Origin of the sequence: Streptomyces sp. AV19 (genome assembly GCF_015999245.1) — a bacterium.
In the GTDB taxonomy this organism is placed as follows: Bacteria; Actinomycetota; Actinomycetes; order Streptomycetales; family Streptomycetaceae; genus Streptomyces.
Genome location: NZ_JAEAMR010000009.1, coordinates 1 through 21,864, shown reverse-complemented (window position 1 = coordinate 21,864; position 21,864 = coordinate 1). Strand labels below are relative to the sequence as shown.

Here is a 21,864-nt window from a genome sequence, read left to right as displayed (position 1 = left end):
TCAGTCCACCGTCACGTAGTCGGGACCGGAGTAACGCCCGGTGCTCAGCTTCTGACGCTGCATCAGCAGGTCGTTGAGGAGGCTGGAGGCGCCGAAGCGGAACCAGTGGTTCGTCAGCCACTCCTCGCCCACGGTCTCGTTCACCAGCACCAGGAACTTGATCGCGTCCTTGGTGGTGCGGATGCCGCCGGCCGGCTTCACACCGACCTGAACGCCGGTCGCGGCGCGGAAGTCGCGGACCGCCTCCAGCATCAGCAGGGTGTTCGCCGGGGTGGCGTTCACCGCGACCTTGCCGGTCGAGGTCTTGATGAAGTCGGCGCCCGCCAGCATGCCGATCCAGGAGGCGCGGCGGATGTTGTCGTAGGTCGACAGCTCGCCGGTCTCGAAGATGACCTTCAGCCGGGCTGCGGTGCCGTCGGGGCGGCGGCAGGCCTCCTTGACGGCCTTGATCTCCTCGAAGACGTCCAGGTAACGCCCGGCGAGGAACGCGCCGCGGTCGATCACCATGTCGATCTCGTCGGCGCCCGCGGCCACGGCGTCCGCCGTGTCGGCCAGCTTGACGGGGAGCGCGGCACGGCCGGCCGGGAACGCGGTGGCGACCGAGGCGACCTTGACGTCCGAGCCCTTGAGGGCCTCGGCGGCGGTGGCCACCATGTCCGGGTAGACGCAGATCGCGGCGGTGCGCGGGGCGGTGCGGTCCGTCGGGTCCGGGTTGAGGGCCTTGGCGCACAGCGCCCGGACCTTGCCCGGGGTGTCCGCGCCCTCCAAGGTCGTCAGGTCGATCATCGAAATGGCCAGGTCGATGGCGTACGCCTTCGCCGTGGCCTTGATCGAACGGGTGCCGAGCGCCGCCGCGCGGGCTTCGAGCCCCACCGGGTCGACCCCGGGCAGCCCGTGCAGGAATCGTCGCAACGTGCCGTCGGAGGCGGTCACGTCGGCCATCGACGCCAGTCGCTCCGCGGCTTCATTGCCATGGGAAGGAACAGTGGGCATGGTCACCGGACGAGCATATCTACGCGCGTAGCGCGTGTCACCCCCCGGTTGTGGGAATGGGGGCGGCTCATTGCCTTTCATTTGCTGTCGAGGGCCCGTGATATTCGAAAGGCTTTGCGATTGCGCAAGATTGATGAGTGATCCCGTGGTGGGGTGGGGCGGGCCGATGTCACCGGCGGCTCGCCCCGTCGCGTTTTGCCTGGTGCGAGGGCGTGCGGCGGGCGTACGGCGTTGCCGTACTGCAACCTCCGCCGACCCTCCGTTCCGGCAGAATCGGCCCCATGACGAGCTCCCCCCAGGCACCGCAGCAGCCCCCCTACGCCGACCGGTGCTACCGCTCCTCGGCCGGCATCGTCAGCGGCGTCCTCCTGCTGGCGCTCGGCGGCTGGCTGGGCGGCGACGCGATCGTGCGCGGCGAGGGCCGGGCGCCCTGGCTCGCGCTGGCCGCGCTGCTGTGCCTGGTGCCCCTGGTGATCGCGTTCACGCTGCGCCCCGCGGTGTGGGCGGGCGAGGACCGCCTCCTCGTCCGCAACCCCTTCCGGACGATCACCCTGCCGTGGGCCCGCGTCGTCGCCGTCCGCGCCGGCTACTCCAGCGAGGTCCTCGCCGAGGGCGGCGCGAAGTACCAGCTCTGGTCCATCCCCGTCTCCCTGCGCCAGCGCAAGCGCGCGGCGCGGCGGCAGCAGCGGGAAGCGGCGGAGGACGTGACGGGGCGCACGTCGGTGTCCATGGCGCCCTCCGGGCCTCTGCGCGCCCCGTCCGACCAGGCCATCGAGGACCTGCGCGATCTCGCGGAGCGGGGCGCGAAGCGGGAGGGTGCGCAGGGCGCGGCGGTGGTGCGCTGGGCGTACGAGTTGATCGCTCCGTCGGTGGTGGGGCTGGTGTTGTTCGTGGTGCTGTACGTCGTGAAATGAGCTGCCGAACGGAAAATGAGCTGCCAAACGGACTCCCGCTTTCCGGCCGGTGGAGCCGGGCAAGTGTTCCCTTGATGCTTGAACGCGCTTCAGGGCAAGGGGGGTGGCCTGTGGTCGACAGGAACGAAAAGGGGCCGGAGGGACGGGACCGTCGTCACTCGGACGAACCGCCGGACCCGTTGAAGACGCTGCTCGAACGCGTGGAGCGCGGGGAGCACATCCGGGCGGCGGGCGAGCGCGGGGGCCGGGAGGACCGGGAGGCGCTGGAGGAGGAGTGGCGCGCCCACGACCGCGGCGGCCCGTATGGCCAGGGCCGCCGGAAGCGGAACTGACCGCGCGCGCCACTGTGGGCCACGACTCCGCTGTGGCCCACAACTCCGCTGTCGGCTACAGCTCCCGCTCCGGCCAGTCCAGCAGGCGGGCCCCGATGACGGCCGTCTGCAGCGTGTAGCGGTGCATCGGGTCGGCCGGGTCGGCGCCCGTGCACCGGTGGATGCGTTCCAGCCGGTAGGTGAGGGCCCGCACGCTCAGGGAGAGGCGGCGGGCCGCCTCGGCGGCGTTGCAGCCCGCGTCGAAGTAGGCGGTGAGCGTGTCCAGCAGCGGCCGGGCGCCGCCACGGGCCTCGCGCAGGGGGCCGAGGGTGGTGCGCACGAGGTCGGCCATCGCCTGCCGGTCGCGGGTGAGGACCGGGAAGACGAGGAGGTCCTCGGACCGGAGTACGGGCGCGTCCAGCCCCATTTTCTCCGCCAGTTCGAGCGCGTTGAGGGCTTCCTCGTAGGAGTGGACGACGCCGCCTGCGCCCGGATGGGGACGCCCGACGGCCACCTGTCCGCCGCCCGTGGCGTCGTGCGCCCGCTTGGCGAAGTGGTCCAGGACGTCGGACCGGTCGCCCGGCGCCACGCATATCAGCCGGCCGGCCTTGGTCGCGAGCAGCGTCCGGCGGTCCCCGAAGCGGGAATTGAGCGCGAACTCCACGAGCCGGGTGACCGGGTGCAGATCGTCGTAGCGTTCGGGACCGGCGGCCACGGCGACCGCGTGGGCGTGGGCGAGGCGCAGCCCGAAGTGTTCGGCGCGTTCGGAGAGGCGGCCCAGGTCGCTGCGCCCGTACAGCAGGTCGTCGATGAACTCCCGCCGGGCCGCCTCCTCTTGGCGTACGGCGAGTCGCTGTGCCCGCTCGTACCCCTCGGCGAAGGCGTCGACGGCCTGCTCGGCCGCGGCGAGGGCACTGTCCATGACGGCCCGCGCCTCACGGCCGGACGGGGGCAGGGGGAGTGAGTTCGCGACGGCGCGGGTGGCGGCGAGATGGGCGACGACGAGCTGCCGCAGTCCGTACGGGCTCCGGGCGGCCCGCTCGCCGAGCGACCGCCGGGAGTCCAGTTCGTCACGGGACAGCCGGCGGCCGGTGGCCGAGGCATCGATGAGGATGTCGGCGTAGCCGTCCACATACTCCTCGGGAAGTTCCCGCTGTGTCACGTGCCTCCTCCGCCCGTTGACCGCCTGTTGACGCGCCTCTGATGTGTTCTTAGCGCGCGGGAACAAGGGTGACAGACGGAGGCGCGGGCCGGGACCGTGCATAAAGAACGCGTGAAGATTGCCGGAATCCGGCAGTGCGGTTCTGTATCCGTGCAGGTCATCCTCTCCTCGGGGGGAAGCGGGGGTGGCCTCGGTGCCAGGTATCGGCAACGGACCTCGGCCCCGAGGCTCTCGGCTCCCGCTCTTCGCACGGACACCGCACGACCCGGAGGGGCGCACTCGTGAACACATCGGAAGTCGGCAGCAACTCGTACGGCTCGCAGTATTCGCAGTACCCGGGGCATCCGCAGTACCCGGGGCATCCGGGGTACCCGGGATGTCCGACCGCGCCGGTGGCGATGGCGATGGAGATGCCCAAAGAGGTCAGGATGGCGCGCATCGCGCTCTATGCCCTCGGCGGGGTGAACCTCCTCGTCGGGCTGCTGATGTTCGGTGCGGCGGGCGCCAGGATCGGCGAGGGCGGCGGCGCGTCGCCTGCGATGCTGGCCTCTTCCGGCGCGGTCTGCCTTGCCGTCGGCGTGGTGGCGATCGTCCTCGCGGCGAGGTTCCGCAGCGGGGGCAACGGTGTGCGGATCGGCGTGGTGGTCGTCGGAGGAATCGTTCTTCTCAATACGTTGGTGAGCCTGGCGATGGGCGAGTTGACGAACGGGATCGGGATCGTCCTGGGAGGCATGCCGATGGCGGTGTGCCTGAAGAAGGACGCGGTGCGGTGGTTCAAGCGGCCGTGCCACTGACCGTTGCGCGGGCGTGCGCATAGTCTGGTGATCATGCGCGCTCGTGTCGGTGAGATCGTCGTGGACTGCCAGGACCCTCGGCTCCTGGTCCGCTTCTGGGCCGGGCTGCTCGGTGGTGAGCCGGTGGACCGTGAGCCGGGTTGGTCGTATGTGGAACCGCCCGAGTTCGTCCGGCTGGCCTTTCAGCAGGTCCCCGAGGGCAAGCAGGTGAAGAACCGGCTGCATCTCGACCTGGAGGTCGACGCGGTGGACCCGGCCGTCACCGAGGCGCTGCGCCTGGGGGCGACGCGGCTGGGCGAGCCGGTGACGGACGACTACGGCAGCTTCCAGGTCATGGCCGATCCCGAGGGGAACGAGTTCTGCTTTGTCTGGGCGGACTGAGAAGTCCCGCTCAGGCGGCGGCGGTTCGGCAGTCGCGGCAGAGGCCGGGGGCGGGTGCGCGGAAGGCGCGGTCGCAGCCGTCACAGGTCTGGAGGGGGTGGGGGCGGGGTGGTACCTGCTTTTCCTCGATGGCCGGCAGATGGGGCGGGATCCATTCGCGGAGCCGGTGGGCGAGGAGGCGGGCGGGGCGCCTGATGGGGCCGACGGGGAGGTCGGCGGTGAGGGTGCGGGTGATCTGCGCGGGGCTGATGCCACGGTCGAGCCAGTCGCGTACGGCCGGGGCGAGGGCGGCGATGTCCTTGCGGGAGAGGAGGAGCCGTGGATCGCGTCGTCGGAGGGCGGCGAGGAGTTCGGCGGCGGGTGGGTCCGCCGGTGCTTCGGGCTCGGGCTGCGGCTCTGTCGGCTTGACAGGCGCCAACGGGGCTGCGGATGTGGGCTGTTCGTACCATCGGGTGACGGTGGCGACCTGCCCCTTGTCGTTGCGGACGCGCCTGCGCTCCAGGTAGCCCGCCTTCTCCAGTTCGCGCAGGGCGCGGGCGATGGTGATCTCCCCTTCGGGGAAGCGCCTGGTGAGGTCCTTGATGCCGATGGTCGCCCCGTCCGGCAGCGACTGCACGTAGACGCCGATGCCGATGGCGACGAGGGACAGGTCGGCGTGCTGGGCGAGGTGGTTGCCCACGACGGTGAAGTGAGTGGTGTGGCGGTGCTTGATGTGCACGACGCCGGCGCGCGCGGGCGCGCTAGACTGCGCGACAGTCATAGGGAAGGTTCCAGCTTCCTTGATGATCAGGCCCTCGCCCGGGATTGCCCGTCCCGGCGGGGGCCGTCGTCGTTTTTGGGTTGTTGTCGGCGCGACGGTACCGCGCCGGGAGCGGCGCTTGCCACCGCGTCACCCGATGGGGTGAGAGGGGTGGGGGAGGGGTTGGGAAGGGTTCTTCCTCCGGTTCTTTAGATGGGCGTCGGGGACGACCGGTTGGCGGCCAACCGGGGCCTGGAGATCTCGATGCGGTCGACCAGCCGCACTGGTCGGTCTTCCTGACGGACGCGAAATGACTGCCGTTGTAGTGCAGTTCAGATCAATGCGCCTATTGCTGGGCGAGGTTGCTCCGGTCCGCCGGAGGTAGCGCCACCTCGCTGATCGCCCACCGGTTTCCTGTTCTCTCAACTGTCCACCCTTGACCCGCGAGTCACGGCTTCGGGAGCATCGGAGCTCGACACAACCGCAGACTGTGGAGCAGGGGGCGCAGCGTGGCACTGACACTGCTTGTCGGCGAGTGCGAGAAGGGGACCTGTCCGCAGGTCTTCGCCGTTGACGGAACGGACGATGCGATAGTCCAGGGCCTCAAGGTGGACGACCCGGAAGCGCTGGAGACCATGCAGCTCCCGGCGGACGAGACTGCTGTGCGAATCCCCGTGGAACTGCTGCGGAGGCTGGCCCGTGAACATCTCGCGTGAAGAGTTCGAGAAGCACTTTACGGACTTCCAGAGGGAGGCCTTCAGGCTGGAGACCCTGGACGACTACAGCGGATCCTCGGACACGGAATGCCTTCGAGCCTTCCTGGCCGGTGAATCGCAGCCTGCGCACTACAACCAGGAGTGGGCCGATGAGGTGCGTGCCAACGTTCAGGCAGGCAAACGCATGTACCGTGTGCACGTCCTGTGCCGGCCGCTGACCGATTACCTGCGGTTCGAACTCGGCTGGGGCTACGCCAAGAACGCCGAGGCGGGTGAGGAGTTCTTCATCCTCGACGTGACCGAGCAGGCCAATCCCTTGGCGGGTGTCCCCGACTTCTGGATGTTCGATGAGATGTCCGTTGTCTCCATGGACTATGGGGAGAACGGGAAGTTCGTCGGTGCCGAGTCACGCCCGGACGTGGCCCGGTGGATCGAGCACCGGGACGTGGCCCTCGCCCATGCCGTGCCCTTCCATGAGTGGTGGGAGCGGTTCGGCGCGGAGTGAACCCGACGGACTTGGGAAAGGCGCTGCGGGAACTGCGATTGGCCAGCGGCAAGCAGGCCAAGGTGGTTGCCCGCAGCGCAGCCATGTCACGGCATACGTCTGCCCCCGCTCCGGCCGATGGGGCAGCGGGGGTAGTGCTTTACTCGGATTGCCTACCGTAGGTATGTCCGCTGCCACTCGATCGAGGACATACCTTCCGCCGCTTTTGCCAGAGCGATGGCGGAGGGGGTCTTGAGCTTCGCCCGGGTGCTGTCAACCCATTCGCGGGCATTTCGATAGCCCTGCTCCAGGTATTCCAGTCCCTGGATCATGCACTCCAGCTTGTCCGCGTCGTGGGCAACGGCGACTTCAAGGGAGTCGCTGTTCTCGTACTCCGCAACGATCGCTTGAATCCCAGCGGCCACTCTCGGGTGTGCATCGGCAACTTGATCGGCCGTGACCTCTTCATTTTTGGCGGCATTGAGGTACCGACGACCGATCCACGGGATGTCGCCGATACGTGTCTCCTGCGTGTCGTGGAACGTGCATAGCAAGGCTACTTTGGCCGGATCCGCACCCTCCATCAGCGCCAGTACGGCGCCGATGACCGCAGTTCGGAAACTGTGCTCCGCGATCGTCTCCGGGTCCTTGACCCCGGCGATCCACCAGCCCGATCGTTTCGCACGCTTGAGTGCACCCATCTCCATGATGTAGCTCGCGGACCCTTTGTCATGCTGATCTTCAGTCATATGGCCTGTCCTTTCACATGGATCACGGGCGGCTCAACCTCAGACCGTAGTGCACGGCGTCGAGCTCCCTCCGGGCCTGTTGGGATACGGATCGGCTGTCGAGCAGTCGGGCGACGCGTTGTTGCAGGTTGCGCGCCAGATCGGTATCGACTGCGAGGGCCGACGGACGGAGAGCCAGCAGTGACCACACAGAATGGACGTTGAGGTCCACACACGCCAGGCTGGGATCGAGCCGGTCGACCAACCGACGAAGCAAGGAACTCGCATCCCAAAGCCCCTGCGAACGCTCGGCCATGAATGAGTCGTCGGACCGCGGTAGTTTGTCCAGCCCGAGCCAGTGGGCCCAATAGTTGAGGTTGGCCATTTCGCCGGAGTCGCTGGAAATCCCCCGCTGGATGAAGATGTGCAGAGAGTCCAGGTCGCCGTACCTGGTCAGGGAAGTGGCCATGGACCTCGCGTCGGCCCATGCCGGTGTCCACACCTCGTGTGTGAGCCGGTGGGGTCGGCGGTTCTGCATATGAGCCAGCCAGGCGTGCGTGTCACCTGCTGTGTCGTAGCTGCAGAGGTAGAGAGCCTGCCGACGCAGCAGTGCTCCCTTCTCGCCGGCGAGGTCCGCGATCTCGGCCGACCGCCTTATACGGGCGAAGAAGAGCCGCCGTTCGGCTGCCGCCATCATGGGGGAGTCCGGTACGGGGCCGCGGCGACGGGCCGGCTGAACGCCGGGTACTGCCGTGGGGCGAACACCCGTCAGGGCCCAGGCGATCATATGTGTCGCGGCACGGGTGAAGACCCATCCCGACAACGGATGGCGGTCGATGTCGCCGTCTGCCGGGGCGTCGTGCAGAACATGCGCGATGACCGAATCCGCGTCCATGGCCGCGTCCAGCTGGACGAGGAGCTCCGGATCGGCCCCATGTCCCAGAAGACGGCGCCGAAGTGTCAGCAACTGTGATGCGGGGACTGCCGTGAGCGGGCGGCGTCCTGACTCCCAGCCCTGCACCGTGGTCGGATCCACCCTCAGCAGCTCGGCCAACTGTCGTTGAGTCCGGGGCATGCGTTCGCGGATGATCTTGAGCAGATGCCCGGTGACCACCCCTTCTGCTGCCCGGTTCCGTGAACGCTGACCAGTGGTCGACGTTCGGGTCGTTGATCGAGAACCCGCTGGAGCCATACCTCTGTTCCCTGCGTGCCGGCCTGGAACAACTTGTACCGCTGGTCAGTCCCTTGAAGGGCCGCCCAGCCGTAACTTTCTCGGTGGAGAGCGGTCAGGAAGCCGCCTGTTGAGCATAGTCGCGTTCGGCGACGAGATGCATGGGCCCGGGACCAGTCGGCGCCCGGGTGGTGCTCCGCGTTGCTCTCCAGCCCTGTACACGCGTACGAACGGAGCTCTGATCGGTCATGCCCGCTTCCCGTGACTGCGACTCGCCGCGCATGCCCAACATCCCGCCGATCGCGACGATGATGGCCGGCGAGATCGAGCCCCTCGACCTGGTGACGATCCGGGCCACCGTCCGTCGTGCCCTTCAGGTCCGGCCGCGTCCTCCCCGCGCTGCGGAGGTGCACGAGATCACCAGTGCCCTGCGCGGTCACCTGAGCCGCATGGTCCGCGTGGCCAGAAGCCGCGTCGACGAGTTGGAGCGCGGGACCATGGCTTGGATCCAGTGGACTGCCTTGATCAACCGTGCCCAGGACGACCTCAACCGAGCGGTCTCATCCGGCACTTTGCCGGCGGCATCGTACATGGACGACCTCGGCCGTACCTGCCGTCGCCTCGCGGACTGCCTCGACGAGTAGCAACGCGTCTCGTGTGATGTACCGGCGAACCAGCGGATGCAAGGAGGTCGCAATGCCCAGTAACGACCAGTACCAGGACGACGGATCGGTCGCGCTGCTCGACCGTTCGGACAATCGCGTGCCCCTGAGCAGGGGCAACCAGCCGGCCGACCTGCCCGAGCTGGGCGGGATCGGAGGGCCGCGCCCCTTCGCCTTCTCGTGCCTTACCCGGGCCAAGGGGCACGGGGGCATCCTGCCGAGCGCGATCGGCTACGACCCCGAGACTCAGACCGGTACGTACGACGACCTGCCGCCGGGCGTCTACATGACCAAGTACCCGCCGAAGACCTATGAGACCACCCAGCCGAGCGGTCTCCTGGACGCCAATGACGATCCCGGTTCGAGCGACGACTGAGTGGCGGTGACATGTCCGGAACCGGTCACGTTCTCGTGCTCGCCGGGGTCTTCGATCCGACGGCGGACCGTGTCATCGAAGAACTGAACCGGCGTGCCGTGCCCGTGTTCCGGGCTGATCTCGCCGATTTCCCGGCGAATCTTTCGATCTCCGCAAGGCTCGCCGGGAATCGCTGGAGCGGTGCGCTGGACAACCCGTGGAGGACGCTCGATCTCATGTCCGTGAGGTCGGTCTTCTACCGTCGGCCGGGACGCCCGCAGTTTCCACCGGACATGCATGCCGAGGCCCGTAAAGTGGCGATGACCGAGGCCCGTTACGGGCTGGGAGGGGTGTTGGCGGCCCTCCCAGCCCGTTGGCTTCCTCCTCTGGGGCCGGCAGCAGATGCGGAGTACAAGCCGTATCAGCTTCGGATAGCCGTGGAGTGCGGCCTCTTTGTTCCCGAGACCATCGTCACGAACGTCCCGGCCGAGGCGCGAGCTTTCGCGCGGAAGACCGGAAAGGTCGTCCACAAGCCGTTCTTCCACGTTCGGGGAACCTTGGACGGTGAGTCCGCAGCCGTCTATACGACCTTGGTCGACCCGGACGACCTGTTCCACCCGGACGTCGGGACCACTGCCCACCTGTTCCAGGCATGGGTGCCGAAGGCGTACGAGGTACGGCTCACCGTCGTCGGCAGCCGGATGTTCGCGGCGGAGATCCATGCGGATTCCGACGAGGGACACGTGGACTGGCGCAGTGATTACGACAGCCACACGTACAGAATCTGCACCCCACCGGAGGAAGTCGCCCTTGGGGTGCGGCGGATGCTGGACGTCCTCCGTCTTCCCTACGGGGCGTTCGACTTCGTCGTCACCCCTCAAGGGCAATGGTGGTTCCTGGAGGTGAACCCGTCCGTCCAATGGGGATTCATCGAATACGCGACGGGACTGCCAATCACCAACGCCGTCTGCGACTACTTGGAAGGTGCTGAGGAGTGACCACCGACGCCGCCCTGGAACTGCAGGTACGTGATGCCAGAATCAGGCTCTACGAGCGCATGTACAGGGGGAGCGTGTTGCTGCCCGAGCGGCTGTCCGCCGCGTTCCTCAATGTGGACCGACACCCCTATGTCCCCGCCTTTTTCCGGAGGGTTGCCGGCGGGTTCGTGCCGTGGCGGGCGACGGCGGGAGACATGGCGGCATGGCTCGCTGCCGTGTACACGGACGAGTCACTGATCACCGAAGTCGACGGCGTGCATGCTGAAGACGCTGCCGAGGATGAGTGGATGCCGGGTACGCCGACCAGTTCCAGCACCATGCCGAGTCTCATGGCCGACATGCTCGACGCGTTGAATGTGAACCCCGGCGACCAAGTGCTGGAAATCGGTACGGGGTCCGGCTACAACGCAGCCTTGCTGTGCCATCTTGCGGGGGACCACAACGTCGCGACGGTCGACGTCGCACCGCGGCTGACCGAACGGGCACGTAATCGCCTGGAGGAGGGCGGGTATCGGCCCGTCGTCGTATGTGCCGACGGACGTGCCGGTCACGATCGAGGAGCCCCGTACGATCGCCTGATCGCCACGGGGTCCGTGCCGGACGTTCCGTCGGCGTGGCTCGAACAATGCGCCCTCGGGGCCCTGTTGGTGATCCCGCTCAAGGGAGCGCTCGCCGGGGGAATGATCGCTCGTCTCAAGAAGACCGGGCCCGGATCTGCTTCCGGGTACATTCTGCACAGCCCGGCCTCCTTCATGCCATTGCGCGGAGAACGGGAACTCGTGAGCCGTCCACCGAGAGTGGAGGGGAGGGAGAGGGTAACGGCCGTGCCGGGCGCCGTGATCGACGACTGGTCGTTCTCATTCTTCGCCCAGTTGCATCTTCCTCCTGCGGTGGTCCGGGACTATGACGATCGCGAATGCGTCCGGCTGTACGACCCCGGGGACGGATCGCAGGCGCGTGTCATCGCCGAGCACGGCGGTGGGCATCACGTGGTCGTCACCGGCCCTGAGGATCTGTGGGAGCCGGTTGAGCGGGCGTATGCCGAGTGGACGGCCCGGGACCGGCCGCGCCGGGAGTGGTTCATCGTCCACATCACCCCGAAGCGGCAGTGGCTTTCTCTGCGGACTGCTGATGGGGATGAATTGACGTGGACGTTGCCGGGGTGGGCCGGAACGGCTTGACGAGGGTCGTTGCGCTTTCATTCGTCCCGGCCGCGCGGAAATGGAATATGTGCCCGTGCATTTTCACGGTTACCTGTGGGTCGGCGACAAGGCGGACTTCGACAGGGAGCGCGTCCGGCGGCCGCCTTCGTCCGTCGAGCCGACGGGCACCAGCTCGCCGGACGTGCTGGAGCGGTATCGGGAGGCCGTGGCCGAGTGGCGGGTGACCGACGTGCCACCTCTGGAGGTCGCGTATTGGCTGGTCAGGCCGGCCCGGCTGATCCGTGGCACCTGGGATCACCCGAAGCCGGCCGCCGATTGGGCCGTTGAGCGGCTGGCGGAATACGCTCCGCGTTTCGCGTCGCCCGCCGAGCGGAATCGTGCGCGGTGTGGACGGAGGGGTGTACGCATTGCCCGAGCCCTCACGGACGGGCAGGACGTCTCCGTCGGCTACTACCTGGCGCGGCCGCACTTTCTCAGCCTTGCTCTGGTGTCGTGCTCGCCGAACCGGGCGGTTGTCGAACTCCCGTGCCCGGCCCAGAGGGAATCGATGTCGCTGTAGGCCCTGCCTATTGTCCCCGCTCAAGGTGGAGACGCGTAAACAACGGGTATGGGAAGCGGGCGCGATTGAGGGCTTGCGCAAACATCTGCGAAATATTCGCCGTGGTGGACTGGTGTGCATCAGGAGGGCGGCAAGGAGCCTTTCCCGTCGAGAGGAAAACAGGATGAAGTTCGTTCGTGCACCGCGTCGTACGTCCCTCTGTGTCGCCGGCGCCGCGGCCGTGGCCATCAGCGCGATAGGGATCGGCGGGACGGCCTTCGCGGCCGAGTCCCACCAGCAGCACCCCACCAAGCCCAGCACGCAGTATGTCCAGACGGACAGCAAGGGGAACGTGACTTACCTGGACAAGGCGCCGGCGAACACCGGAGCTCCCGCGCAGAAGGGCGGTTCTGCGGCGAAGTCCGCTGGGAAGTACGTGCAGGCCGACAGCAAGGGGAACGTGACCTACTTGGACAAGGCGCCGGCGGAGGCCGGGGTTCCTGCGCAGAAGGGCGGCTCCGCGACGAAGTCCACCGCGAAGTATGTGCAGACGGACAGTAAGGGGAAGGTCACCTACCTGGACAAGGCGCCGGCGGACGCCGGAGTCCCCGCCCAGGAGAGCGGCTCCGCCCGGTAGTTGACCCGTCCGGTCCGTGAGGTGTGCGGTCGTGAGAGCTCGTCCCACGGCCGTGCGCCTCGGCGTCTCCGTCCAGTTGGCCGCGGCATCGGCCCGCTGATCCGAGGGCGTGCCCGGGACCGCTCACTCACCTATACGGGCGAAGTCTGCCGTGGCCGCCCGTAATGCGTGCGCGCCCGGGCATTCCTACCCGGAGGCGAGGCGTTCGCGAGGCCCGGGCGGGGGACATGGTGCGTACTCACGTCGACAGGTGCAGGTCCGTTCTGCCGGGGCCGGCGGGGGAGCCCCCGTCGTCGCTGGGGTACGCCCTGTTCGCGACCCGGTGGCTCCAGGCGCCGCTCTACTTCGGGCTGGTGGCCGCCCAGGCGGTCTATGTGTACGAATTCTTCGGCGAGTTGCGCAGTCTGATTCATGGTGTGGTCACCGGGGGATCGGACGAGAACATGGTGATGCTCGCCGTTCTGAAGCTGGTGGACGTCGTCATGATCGCCAATCTGCTGATCATGGTGATCGTCGGCGGCTACGAGACGTTCGTCTCGCGCATCGGGCTGCAGGGGCACCGCGACCAGCCGGAGTGGCTCTCGCACGTCAACTCCAACGTGCTCAAGGTGAAGTTGGCGATGGCGATCGTCGGCATCTCGTCGATCCATCTGCTGCAGATGTTCGTCAACATCCACCACACCTCGCAGCAGGAGTTGCTGTGGGGGACGGTGATTCACATGGCCTTCATCGTTTCGGCGTGCATCCTCGCGTATATGGCCGGGCCGATGGAGGCGAAGGCGGCCGCGCTGGGGGGCCAGGCGCATGAGATCCCGGCGCAGGGACGTCGCGAGGAGGACTCGGAGGGGCAGGGCTCGACCGCGTAGTCGGCGCAGGCGCGTACGCGCCCTGGCGTGCGCCCGCCCGTGCGCCTCGCGCGCTCCCGCAAGGTGCGCCCCGCCGCTTGCGCTCCCCGGCGCGCGGGACTGGAATGCGCAGCGAAACGGAACGCTCCACGCCGACCATTGCGAGAGGTGGGAGTCACCGCGTGATTCACATGACCGAGACCCTGGCCGTCCACACCGTCGAGGGGTTTCTGACCCTGGACGAGACGTCCCAGGTCATCAAGGGGCTGGACGAATACATCGCCGCGACGGGATGGGTTCCCGCGCGTCCCGAGGAGGGGTTGAGGGCGCCGGACGACGTCCAGGAGATCCTGAACGCCGCTGTCGAGCGCGCCCTGCCGTCCATCCGGCGGGTCTTCCCGTCCGTCGATGGGCGGCCCACGCCGTGGGACTACCACGACTTCGGGCCCGGGGGCGGTATCGAGCCGCACCTCCACGGCGTGGACGATCCCGGGGCGCGGCGGCAGCGGGTCGCCCGGGTGGCCTTCCATCTTCAAGAGGCCGCACGCGGCGGGGAGTTCTTCGTCGACACCTCCGCCTCCGAGGCGCTGTGGACGGATCGTGTCGCCGGGGCGGACAGCGGCTTCGTGCCCGGGACGCGGTTCACCCGCGAGATATCGCACGACGCCTCGGCCGAGGCTCTCGCGGAGCTGCGGGCGATTCCCCGCACCCGCTGGACCAGCACGCCGCCCGCCGGGACCGCCATCGTCTACGGCGCGCAGCTCGTGCACGGCGTGCAGCCTGTGGTGGAGGGGCGGTTGCGGAAGCTGATCACCAATTTGTTGGCCGGTCCGGCCCGCTGAGGACCGTGGAGGCGGGAGGCCTCGTTCCCCCCTGGGGCCTCCCGTTCCGGATTCGTCAGGGCCAGGTCCGCTCGACCCGGTCCGACCGCACGGCGTAGGCCGCGGGCCCGCCACGGACGGCTGCTCTGTGGATCGCCTCCCGGTGGGCGTGTAGCCGTTCGACCATTTCCGTACTGCGGAGTTGCTGGTTGTCGAGGTAGAAGAGCACAGCGCCGTGGTCCCTCACGGGCTGGATCTCCCGGTCCCGCGTCTTGATGCGTCCGTCCTTCGACAGGGGGACCCATCCTCGGCCGAGGCCGTGGAGGATCCAGTCCTCGTCGGGTACGTCCTGCGCGTCGCCCGGGAACACCTCGCCGATCCGGTGGACCGTCCAGCCGCGTGACCGTAACTCTTCCGCGACCCGTCGTCCGAGGTTCCGGTCCAGGAAGAACTCAGGCGGCAAGGCGCACCACGGCCCGGCAGATCAACTCCACCTGTTCCGGCTCCATTTCGTATTCGTACGCGATGTCCTCGACCGTCTCGCCGGCTTCCCAGAGGTCGGTCAACGCCTTCACCGGCACCCTGTTGGCCTCGATGACGGGCAGCCCGTGGCCGAAGCGCGGGTCGATGACGACGGGGACGGCGTCGGGGTACTGCCTCAGCTGGAGGCTCGACGGGAAGTCGTCGCCCGCGTCCCAGGAGAGGTAGCGCAGGTAGCGGGAGACGACCTCGTGGAGGGGGGCCTGTCCGTCGCGGGCCCGGCGCAGGTCGCCCAGGCCGTGTTCGACGAAGATGTCCACACCGTCGGTCGCGATGCGCTTCGACACCAGGCCGTATGGCGTGTCGAACGCGGCCCGTACGGCCTCGGCCGATTCGCGGATCTCGCTCATCCGCAGGCCGAGGTCGCGCAGCGACCGGAGGACGTAGGCCTCCGCCACGGCGACGAACGGCACCGAGGGCTGGCCCGGACGTTCCTGCCCGACCCGGTGGACGAGCGGGGCGCCCGCCGCCTTGCCGCGCAGCCAGCTGTGCAGCGTGGAGTGAGGGATCTGGAGGTACGACGACGTCTCGGAGGGCGTGAGAAGCCCGTCGGTGAACCTGTCGATCACGACGTCTCCTCCCCGGCGGAAGGCGGACTGGGGAACGGCATCCTCCCACACCAGGCTGCTGCCCGGGGGTGCCGGCCGTGCACGGGGACGACGAGGGCCCCGGTCGGTCGCGACCGGGGCCCTCGTCGATCAGTCGGCTGTGCCGCGGGTCAGATCCCCGCCGCCCGGGCCAGGTCCGTCTTGATCGAGGCCAGGACCTCCGCCGCGTGGGTGCGGGCGTCGGTCAGGGCCGCGGCCGAGGCGACCGGGACGACGGCCTCCAGGTAGCACTTGAGCTTGGGCTCCGTGCCGCTGGGGCGGACGATCACGCGGGCCGCGGAGACCGTGCCCGCCTCGTCGCCGGAGAGGTGGTAGCGCAGACCGTCCGTGGGGGGCAGGGACTCCGAGCCCTTGGACAGGTCCTCCGCGGACGCGACGTGCAGGCCCGCCAGGACCGTCGGCGGCTGCTCGCGCAGGCGGCGCATCGCGGCGGCGATCAGGGAGAGGTCCTCGACGCGCACCGAGAGCTGGTCGGTGGCGTGCAGGCCGTGCTCGACGGCGAGGTCGTCGAGGAGGTCGGTGAGGGTGCGGCCCTTCTCCTTGAGCTCGGCGGCCAGTTCGGCGACCAGCAGGGCGGCGGTGATGCCGTCCTTGTCGCGGACGCCCTCGGGGTCGACGCAGTAGCCCAGCGCCTCCTCGTAGGCGTAGCGCAGGCCGTCCACCCGGGCCAGCCACTTGAAGCCGGTCAGGGTCTCCTCGTAGGGGGTGCCCGTGCTCGCGGCGGCGATGCGGGAGAGGAGGGAGGAGGAGACGATGGTCGTGGCGAAGGTGCCGGCGGCCTTTTTGTGGACGAGGTGTTCGGCGAGGAGGGCGCCCACCTCGTCGCCGCGGAGCATCCGCCAGCCCTCCACGGAGTCCGGGTCGGGGACCGCCACGGCGCAGCGGTCGGCGTCCGGGTCGTTGGCGATGATGATGTCCGGCGCCTCGCCCCGGGCGGCCGCCTCGCGGGCCGTCGCGAAGGACAGGTCCATCGCGCCCGGCTCCTCCGGGTTGGGGAAGGAGACCGTGGGGAAGTCCGGGTCCGGGTCGGCCTGTTCGGCGACGACGAGCGGGGGCGGGAAGCCGGCTCGTTCGAAGGCGGCTGTCAGGACTGTGCGGCCCACGCCGTGCATCGGGGTGTAGACGACTCGGACGTCGCGTGCTGAGCCGCCGGTCAGGACGGCGTCCGTGCGCTGGAGGTAGGCGTCCAGGACCGTGTCGCGGAGGGTTTCCCAGCCGGCGGCGGGGCGGGGGACGTCGTTGATGCTCGTGATCGCGGCGATTTCCGCGGCGATCTCCGCGTCTGCCGGGGGGACGATCTGCGAGCCGTCGCCCAGGTAGACCTTGTAGCCGTTGTCGCGGGGCGGGTTGTGGCTGGCCGTTACCTCCACGCCTGCTACGGCGCCGAGGTGGCGGATCGCGAAGGCGAGGACCGGGGTGGGGAGGGGGCGGGGGAGCAGCGCCGCCTTGAGGCCCGCGCCGACCATGACCGCCGCTGTGTCGCGGGCGAAGTCGGCGCTCTTGTGGCGGGCGTCGTAGCCGATGACTACCGTGCCGTTGGTGTGGCCTTGGTTTTTGAGGTAGGCCGCGAGGCCTGCTGCGGCTCGGATCACCACGGTGCGGTTCATCCGCATCGGGCCCGCGCCGATCTCGCCCCGGAGGCCGGCGGTGCCGAACTGGAGCGTGCCGGCGAAGCGGGCCGTCAGCTCGGGGACGTTTTCCGCGTCGATGAGTGCGGCGAGCTCGGCGCGGGTCTCGGGGTCGGGGTCCTCGGCGAGCCAGGTCCGGGCTCGGGTGAGGAGGTCTCGCTCCTGCTCCACGGAATTCCTCCGGAGGTTGTCTGGGGGCGGTGCGGGTGTGTGGTTCGGTCGGGGGCGGGGCGGGACGGGGTCTTCCGGGGCTGCATTATTTACGGCCGTGCGGGCCCTATGAATGGGTGCCGTGTCCTTGGCCGCAAATAACGCTTTACGCCCTCTCCAGACCCCGTCCCGCCCCGCCCCCTTCGGTCGTACGCCGTCCGCCGGGTGGGTGGGGCGCGGCGGCTGTGGGCGGTTGTGTACGACGTGCCGAAGGCGCGCGTCCGGCCGTGGGCCTTGGACGCGCGCCTTGGGGGTGTCGGTCAGAGGCGCGGGAGCACCTGGGCCAGGAGCTCGCCCATCTGGACGGCCGAGTCGCGGCCGGCCTGCAGGACCTCTTCGTGGTTCAGCGGCTCGCCCGTCATGCCTGCGGCGAGGTTCGTCACGAGGGAGATGCCCAGGACCTCGGCGCCCGCCTCGCGGGCGGCGATCGCCTCCAGGGTCGTGGACATGCCCACCAGGTCCGCGCCCAGCGTGCGGGCCATGCGGACCTCGGCCGGGGTCTCGTAGTGCGGGCCGGGGAACTGCGCGTAGACGCCCTCCTCGAGGGTGGGGTCCACCTCCTGGCAGAGGGTGCGCAGGCGCTGGGAGTACAGGTCGGTGAGGTCGACGAAGTTGGCGCCGACGATCGGCGAGGTCGCCGTGAGGTTGAGGTGGTCGCTGATCAGTACCGGCTGGCCGGGGCGCATGCCGTCGCGCAGACCGCCACAGCCGTTGGTCAGGACGACGGTCTTGCAGCCGGCGGCGACGGCGCTGCGCACGCCGTGGACGACGGCGGCGACGCCGCGGCCCTCGTAGTAGTGCGTACGGCCGAGGAAGACCAGCGCGCGCTTGTCGTTGACCTTGTACGAGCGGACGGTGCCCGCGTGGCCCGCGACGGCGGCCGCGGAGAAGCCGGGGAGCTCGGTGACGGGGAACTCGGCCTCGGGGGTGCCGAGCGCCTCGGTGGCGGGGAGCCAGCCGGAGCCCATCACCAGGGCGACGTCGTGGGTCTCGGCGCCGGTGAGCTCGCGGAGGCGGGCAGCGGCGGCGTCGGCTGCGGCGTACGGGTCGGCCTGGGGGGTAACTGATGCGTTCACGCGGACGAGGGTAACCGGTCGCGGCCTACGCGCGTAGATGTCGCAGGTTACGGTCCTGCGGCGATCGGTTTGTGTGGTGTGACGAATGGGTCAGCAGGGGCGCTTGCGGAGTTCCATCACGTAGTCGTGGGGCGCGCCCGCGGATTCTGCGGCGTCGGCGATTTCTCCCAGGTAGCGGGCCGAGGGCAGGCCGCCCTCGTAGCCGTTGAGGACATAGGTCCAGGCCGTCTCCTCGCCGTCCAGGGTGTGGACGCGGACGCGGAGGCGGCGGTAGATGCCGAGGCCGACGCCTTCCCAGCGGTCCATGGACTCCTCGTCCATCGGGGCGATGTCGTAGAGGGCGACGAAGACCTGCGAGTGTCGTTCCTCCACCACGGTGGCCAGGGCGCCCTCCCAGCCCATCTGCTCCCCGCCGAAGGTCAGGCGCCAGTCGGCGAGCCAGCCCGTGCCGCGCAGCGGCGAGTGGGGGGCGCGGCGCGTCATCAGCCGCGCATCGAGGTTGCCGGCGTACGCGGCGTAGAGCGACATGGTTCTGAGGGTACGGGAGTGAGGCGGGACCGCATTTGGGATGGCAGGCTCGAAGGGAGCGCGGGGCCCGACGTGCGCCGGGCGGAGTGGGGGAGGACCCGAGAGGAGTCGCTTTGATGGGTGCGGGACAATGGAGTACGTGACTCGGATCGTGATCATCGGTGGCGGACCCGGCGGCTATGAGGCGGCGCTCGTCGCCGCGCAGCTCGGTGCGGAGGTGACCGTCGTCGACTGCGACGGTCTGGGCGGAGCGTCGGTGCTGACCGACTGCGTGCCCTCGAAGACGCTCATAGCGACGGCTGAAGTGATGACGTCGTTCGACTCGTCGTACGAGGAGCTGGGGATCACCGTCGAGGACGGGGTGCGGGAGGACGGCACCGTCATCGGGGTGGACCTGGGGAAGGTCAACCGGCGTGTGAAGCGGTTGGCGCTGGCGCAGTCGCATGACATCACGGCGTCCGTCACGCGTGCCGGTGGGCGGGTGCTGCGCGGTCGCGGGCGGCTCGATCCGGAGCGGGCGGCGGACGGGACTCGTAAGGTCGTCGTGCGGCTGGCTGATGGGGTCGAGGAGACGCTTGTCGCTGATGCTGTGCTGCTGGCCACGGGTGCGCATCCCCGGGAGATTCCCGACGCGCAGCCCGATGGTGAGCGGATCCTCAACTGGACGCAGGTGTACGACCTGGACGAGCTGCCCGAAGAGCTCATCGTGGTGGGTTCCGGTGTCACCGGTGCCGAGTTCGCGGGTGCTTATCAGGCGCTGGGGTCCGAGGTGACGCTGGTCTCCTCGCGCGACCGGGTGCTCCCGGGCGAGGACCCGGACGCGGCCGCGGTGCTGGAGGACGTCTTCCGGCGGCGCGGGATGAACGTGATGTCGCGCTCGCGGGCGGCCGCCGCCAAGCGGGTCGGCGACCGGGTCGAGGTGACGCTGGCGGACGGCCGGGTCATCAGCGGCACGCACTGCCTGATGGCGGTGGGGTCCATCCCGAACACGTCGGGGATCGGGCTGGAGGAGTCCGGCGTCCGGCTGACGGAGTCGGGGCACATCTGGACGGACAAGGTCTCGCGGACGAGTGCCCCGGGCGTCTACGCGGCCGGCGACTGCACCGGTGTGCTGGCGCTGGCCTCGGTCGCCGCCATGCAGGGGCGGATCGCGATGTACCACTTCCTGGGCGACGCGGTCGCGCCGCTCAATCTCAAGGCTGTATCCGCGAACGTGTTTACGGATCCCGAGATTGCCACGGTCGGGTATTCCCAGGCTGACGTCGACAAGGGGCTGATTGACGCACGGGTCGTCAAGCTGCCGTTGCTGCGTAATCCCCGCGCGAAGATGCAGGGAATCCGGGACGGATTCGTAAAGATGTTCTGCCGGCCGGGTACGGGCATCGTGGTGGGCGGTGTGGTGGTCGCGCCGCGCGCCAGTGAGCTGATTCATCCGATCTCGATCGCGGTCGACAACAATCTGACCGTCGAACAGATCGCGAACGCGTTCACGGTGTACCCCTCCTTGTCCGGGTCTGTCGCCGAGGTGGCGCGACAGCTGCACACCAGGAAGGCGCAGAGGGAGAGTTGAGGCGTGGGGGACCGGATGGGGTGGCTCTCCTTCCGGTTCCCTATACCACTTCTTGGGTTGCGCAGCGAACAACTTCCGCTAATTGAAGCAACCTGCTGAAAACAGATGGTCGTTGGCGTTACTGTCGGTTTCGTGTTCGCTGCAGAACGTCGTCAATTGATCCTCGAAATGGTGCGCGCCAACGGGGCGGTTTCGCTCCGTGAGCTCGCCCGCGTCGTCCAGACCTCCGAAGTGACCGTACGGCGTGACGTGCGGGCCCTCGAAGCGGAAGGACTGCTCGACCGCCGGCACGGCGGTGCGGTGCTGCCGGGTGGCTTCACCAGGGAGTCCGGCTTCCCGCAGAAATCCCATCTAGCGACCGCGGAGAAGACGGCCATCGCCGATCTCGCGGCGAGCTTCGTCGAAGAGGGCGAGGCCGTCGTCGTGGGTGCCGGTACGACCACGCAGGAGCTGGCCCGCCGGCTCGCGCGGGTCCCGGGGCTCACCGTGGTGACCAACTCCCTGCTCGTCGCCCAGGCGTTGGCCCATGCCAACCGGGTCGAGGTCGTGATGACCGGCGGCACGCTCCGGGGCTCCAACTACGCGCTGGTCGGCAGCGGTGCCGAGCAGTCGCTCCAGGGGCTGCGGGTCTCCCGGGCGTTCCTGTCCGGGAGCGGCCTGACCGCCGAGCGCGGGCTCTCCACGTCCAACATGCTCTCGGCGAGCGTGGACCGGGCGCTGGTGCAGGCCGCGGCGGAGGTCGTGGTCCTCGCGGACCACACGAAGCTGGGCACCGACACGATGTTCCAGACGGTGCCGACGGATGTGATCACCAGACTCGTGACGGACGAGCCGCCGGGGCACGACGACCGCGCGGCCACGGAGCTCCAGGCGCTCGCCGATCAGGGCGTGCACATCTCGGTCGCGGGGCCCGGCGCGGGGTCGGGCCCGGGGGCCGGGAGCGCGGCCGATCCGGTCCCGCCGGCGGCGCGGCGGCGGGACGTGGCGCCGTTGCCCGGGCAGCGGCGGGGCCACGGCGGGCTGGGCGACGGCCGGCACGGCGGCCAGGGGTATCCGGGGCCGGAGCGGGGCGGGCCGCCGCCGGGAGCGCAGTTGCGGGGGGCGGTTCCGCTGGACGGGCAGGCGGGGGCGGTGTCGGGGGCGCGGGTGGCGGATCTGGCGCCGCGGCGTCGGTAGCCGGGGGAGATGCCCCGCCCTTTCTCCCCCAGAGGGGGTGCCCCCAGTTTCTCGCGTGCTTCGCGCGGGGCAACGCGGCTGCGCCGCGTTCGTCCTCAAGCGCCGGACGGGCTGAA

At 69.2% G+C, this 21,864-nt stretch carries 26 protein-coding genes; 16 read left to right on the top strand and 10 right to left on the bottom strand.

Going from position 1 to position 21,864, the window contains the following annotated elements; translation table 11 throughout:
* Positions 1-993, bottom strand: coding sequence for a deoxyribose-phosphate aldolase (deoC, locus tag I5Q34_RS16580; RefSeq protein ID WP_199893368.1), 993 nt, complete (start codon positions 991-993; stop codon positions 1-3).
* A 281-nt stretch (positions 994-1,274) separates the two neighbouring features.
* Between deoC and I5Q34_RS16575 the strand changes: the two genes are divergently transcribed.
* The gene (locus tag I5Q34_RS16575) at positions 1,275-1,907 is read left to right on the top strand and encodes a PH domain-containing protein (RefSeq protein ID WP_199893069.1); all 633 of its coding nucleotides are present in this window, start codon (positions 1,275-1,277) and stop codon (positions 1,905-1,907) included.
* Positions 1,908-2,017: 110 nt separating this feature from the next.
* Positions 2,018-2,239 (top strand): hypothetical protein, encoded by a 222-nt coding sequence (locus tag I5Q34_RS16570; protein ID WP_199893068.1) that lies wholly within the window; start codon positions 2,018-2,020, stop codon positions 2,237-2,239.
* A gap of 55 nt (positions 2,240-2,294) precedes the next feature.
* Here the strand turns inward: I5Q34_RS16570 and I5Q34_RS16565 are convergent, their stop codons facing one another.
* On the bottom strand, positions 2,295-3,380 hold the full coding sequence (locus I5Q34_RS16565) for a CdaR family transcriptional regulator (protein ID WP_277965538.1): 1,086 nt from the start codon (positions 3,378-3,380) through the stop codon (positions 2,295-2,297).
* Between the two features lie 281 nt (positions 3,381-3,661).
* Between I5Q34_RS16565 and I5Q34_RS16560 the strand changes: the two genes are divergently transcribed.
* Together I5Q34_RS16560 and I5Q34_RS16555 are read left to right on the top strand one after the other, a co-directional pair.
* Positions 3,662-4,174, top strand: a complete 513-nt coding sequence (locus tag I5Q34_RS16560) for a hypothetical protein (RefSeq protein ID WP_199893066.1) — start codon at positions 3,662-3,664, stop codon at positions 4,172-4,174.
* 33 nt (positions 4,175-4,207) lie between these two features.
* Positions 4,208-4,555, top strand: coding sequence for a VOC family protein (locus I5Q34_RS16555; protein WP_199893065.1), 348 nt, complete (start codon positions 4,208-4,210; stop codon positions 4,553-4,555).
* A 10-nt stretch (positions 4,556-4,565) separates the two neighbouring features.
* On the opposite strand, the gene I5Q34_RS16550 is transcribed toward I5Q34_RS16555, so the two are convergent.
* A complete protein-coding gene (locus tag I5Q34_RS16550; RefSeq protein ID WP_199893064.1) occupies positions 4,566-5,315 on the bottom strand; it encodes a helix-turn-helix domain-containing protein in 750 nt (249 codons plus the stop codon).
* 488 nt (positions 5,316-5,803) lie between these two features.
* On the opposite strand from I5Q34_RS16550, the gene I5Q34_RS16545 reads away from it, so the two are divergent.
* Positions 5,804-6,010 (top strand): hypothetical protein, encoded by a 207-nt coding sequence (locus I5Q34_RS16545; protein WP_199893063.1) that lies wholly within the window; start codon positions 5,804-5,806, stop codon positions 6,008-6,010.
* Positions 5,994-6,515 carry a DUF6879 family protein gene (locus I5Q34_RS16540; protein WP_199893062.1) on the top strand — a complete coding sequence of 174 codons (522 nt, stop codon included), beginning with the start codon at positions 5,994-5,996 and terminating at the stop codon, positions 6,513-6,515. The genes I5Q34_RS16545 and I5Q34_RS16540 overlap by 17 nt, the downstream gene beginning before the upstream one ends.
* A gap of 152 nt (positions 6,516-6,667) precedes the next feature.
* Here the strand turns inward: I5Q34_RS16540 and I5Q34_RS16535 are convergent, their stop codons facing one another.
* Positions 6,668-7,243, bottom strand: a complete 576-nt coding sequence (locus I5Q34_RS16535) for an HD family hydrolase (RefSeq protein WP_199893061.1) — start codon at positions 7,241-7,243, stop codon at positions 6,668-6,670.
* A gap of 22 nt (positions 7,244-7,265) precedes the next feature.
* Positions 7,266-8,336 (bottom strand): DNA-binding transcriptional regulator, encoded by a 1,071-nt coding sequence (locus tag I5Q34_RS16530; protein ID WP_199893060.1) that lies wholly within the window; start codon positions 8,334-8,336, stop codon positions 7,266-7,268.
* 305 nt (positions 8,337-8,641) lie between these two features.
* Here I5Q34_RS16530 and I5Q34_RS16525 point away from each other — a divergent pair, with 305 nt between their 5' ends.
* The 8 genes from I5Q34_RS16525 (at position 8,642) to I5Q34_RS16490 (ending at position 14,433) form a co-directional block, all read left to right on the top strand.
* Positions 8,642-9,037, top strand: a complete 396-nt coding sequence (locus tag I5Q34_RS16525; protein ID WP_199893059.1) for a DUF6415 family natural product biosynthesis protein — start codon at positions 8,642-8,644, stop codon at positions 9,035-9,037.
* Between the two features lie 52 nt (positions 9,038-9,089).
* Positions 9,090-9,431 carry a hypothetical protein gene (locus tag I5Q34_RS16520; protein WP_199893058.1) on the top strand — a complete coding sequence of 114 codons (342 nt, stop codon included), beginning with the start codon at positions 9,090-9,092 and terminating at the stop codon, positions 9,429-9,431.
* An 11-nt stretch (positions 9,432-9,442) separates the two neighbouring features.
* Positions 9,443-10,408, top strand: a complete 966-nt coding sequence (gene tgmB, locus I5Q34_RS16515; protein WP_199893057.1) for an ATP-grasp ribosomal peptide maturase — start codon at positions 9,443-9,445, stop codon at positions 10,406-10,408.
* On the top strand, positions 10,405-11,589 hold the full coding sequence (locus tag I5Q34_RS16510) for a methyltransferase domain-containing protein (protein ID WP_277965539.1): 1,185 nt from the start codon (positions 10,405-10,407) through the stop codon (positions 11,587-11,589). Before tgmB ends, I5Q34_RS16510 begins: the two co-directional genes overlap by 4 nt.
* A gap of 55 nt (positions 11,590-11,644) precedes the next feature.
* On the top strand, positions 11,645-12,130 hold the full coding sequence (locus tag I5Q34_RS16505; protein WP_199893366.1) for a hypothetical protein: 486 nt from the start codon (positions 11,645-11,647) through the stop codon (positions 12,128-12,130).
* A gap of 163 nt (positions 12,131-12,293) precedes the next feature.
* Positions 12,294-12,746 carry a hypothetical protein gene (locus I5Q34_RS16500; RefSeq protein ID WP_199893056.1) on the top strand — a complete coding sequence of 151 codons (453 nt, stop codon included), beginning with the start codon at positions 12,294-12,296 and terminating at the stop codon, positions 12,744-12,746.
* A gap of 227 nt (positions 12,747-12,973) precedes the next feature.
* On the top strand, positions 12,974-13,612 hold the full coding sequence (locus tag I5Q34_RS16495) for a TIGR00645 family protein (protein WP_234429037.1): 639 nt from the start codon (positions 12,974-12,976) through the stop codon (positions 13,610-13,612).
* 170 nt (positions 13,613-13,782) lie between these two features.
* Positions 13,783-14,433, top strand: a complete 651-nt coding sequence (locus I5Q34_RS16490; protein WP_234429036.1) for a hypothetical protein — start codon at positions 13,783-13,785, stop codon at positions 14,431-14,433.
* 55 nt (positions 14,434-14,488) lie between these two features.
* Here the strand turns inward: I5Q34_RS16490 and I5Q34_RS16485 are convergent, their stop codons facing one another.
* The 5 genes from I5Q34_RS16485 to I5Q34_RS16465 all read right to left on the bottom strand — a co-directional run bounded on the left by I5Q34_RS16485 (position 14,489) and on the right by I5Q34_RS16465 (position 19,002).
* Positions 14,489-14,875 carry a toxin-antitoxin system, toxin component, PIN family protein gene (locus I5Q34_RS16485; RefSeq protein ID WP_199893054.1) on the bottom strand — a complete coding sequence of 129 codons (387 nt, stop codon included), beginning with the start codon at positions 14,873-14,875 and terminating at the stop codon, positions 14,489-14,491.
* Positions 14,865-15,521: a DUF433 domain-containing protein gene (locus I5Q34_RS16480; RefSeq protein ID WP_199893053.1), complete on the bottom strand. Its 657-nt coding sequence runs from the start codon at positions 15,519-15,521 to the stop codon at positions 14,865-14,867. Before I5Q34_RS16480 ends, I5Q34_RS16485 begins: the two co-directional genes overlap by 11 nt.
* A 149-nt stretch (positions 15,522-15,670) precedes the next feature.
* Positions 15,671-17,359: a phospho-sugar mutase gene (locus tag I5Q34_RS16475; RefSeq protein WP_199893052.1), complete on the bottom strand. Its 1,689-nt coding sequence runs from the start codon at positions 17,357-17,359 to the stop codon at positions 15,671-15,673.
* A 299-nt stretch (positions 17,360-17,658) separates the two neighbouring features.
* Positions 17,659-18,474 (bottom strand): purine-nucleoside phosphorylase, encoded by an 816-nt coding sequence (locus I5Q34_RS16470; RefSeq protein ID WP_199893051.1) that lies wholly within the window; start codon positions 18,472-18,474, stop codon positions 17,659-17,661.
* 90 nt (positions 18,475-18,564) lie between these two features.
* A complete protein-coding gene (locus tag I5Q34_RS16465; protein ID WP_199893050.1) occupies positions 18,565-19,002 on the bottom strand; it encodes a gamma-glutamylcyclotransferase in 438 nt (145 codons plus the stop codon).
* Positions 19,003-19,132: 130 nt separating this feature from the next.
* Here I5Q34_RS16465 and I5Q34_RS16460 point away from each other — a divergent pair, with 130 nt between their 5' ends.
* Together I5Q34_RS16460 and I5Q34_RS16455 are read left to right on the top strand one after the other, a co-directional pair.
* Positions 19,133-20,572, top strand: a complete 1,440-nt coding sequence (locus I5Q34_RS16460; protein ID WP_199893049.1) for an NAD(P)H-quinone dehydrogenase — start codon at positions 19,133-19,135, stop codon at positions 20,570-20,572.
* Positions 20,573-20,677: 105 nt separating this feature from the next.
* Positions 20,678-21,748, top strand: a complete 1,071-nt coding sequence (locus tag I5Q34_RS16455) for a DeoR/GlpR family DNA-binding transcription regulator (RefSeq protein WP_267911966.1) — start codon at positions 20,678-20,680, stop codon at positions 21,746-21,748.
* Positions 21,749-21,864: the final 116 nt, after the last annotated feature.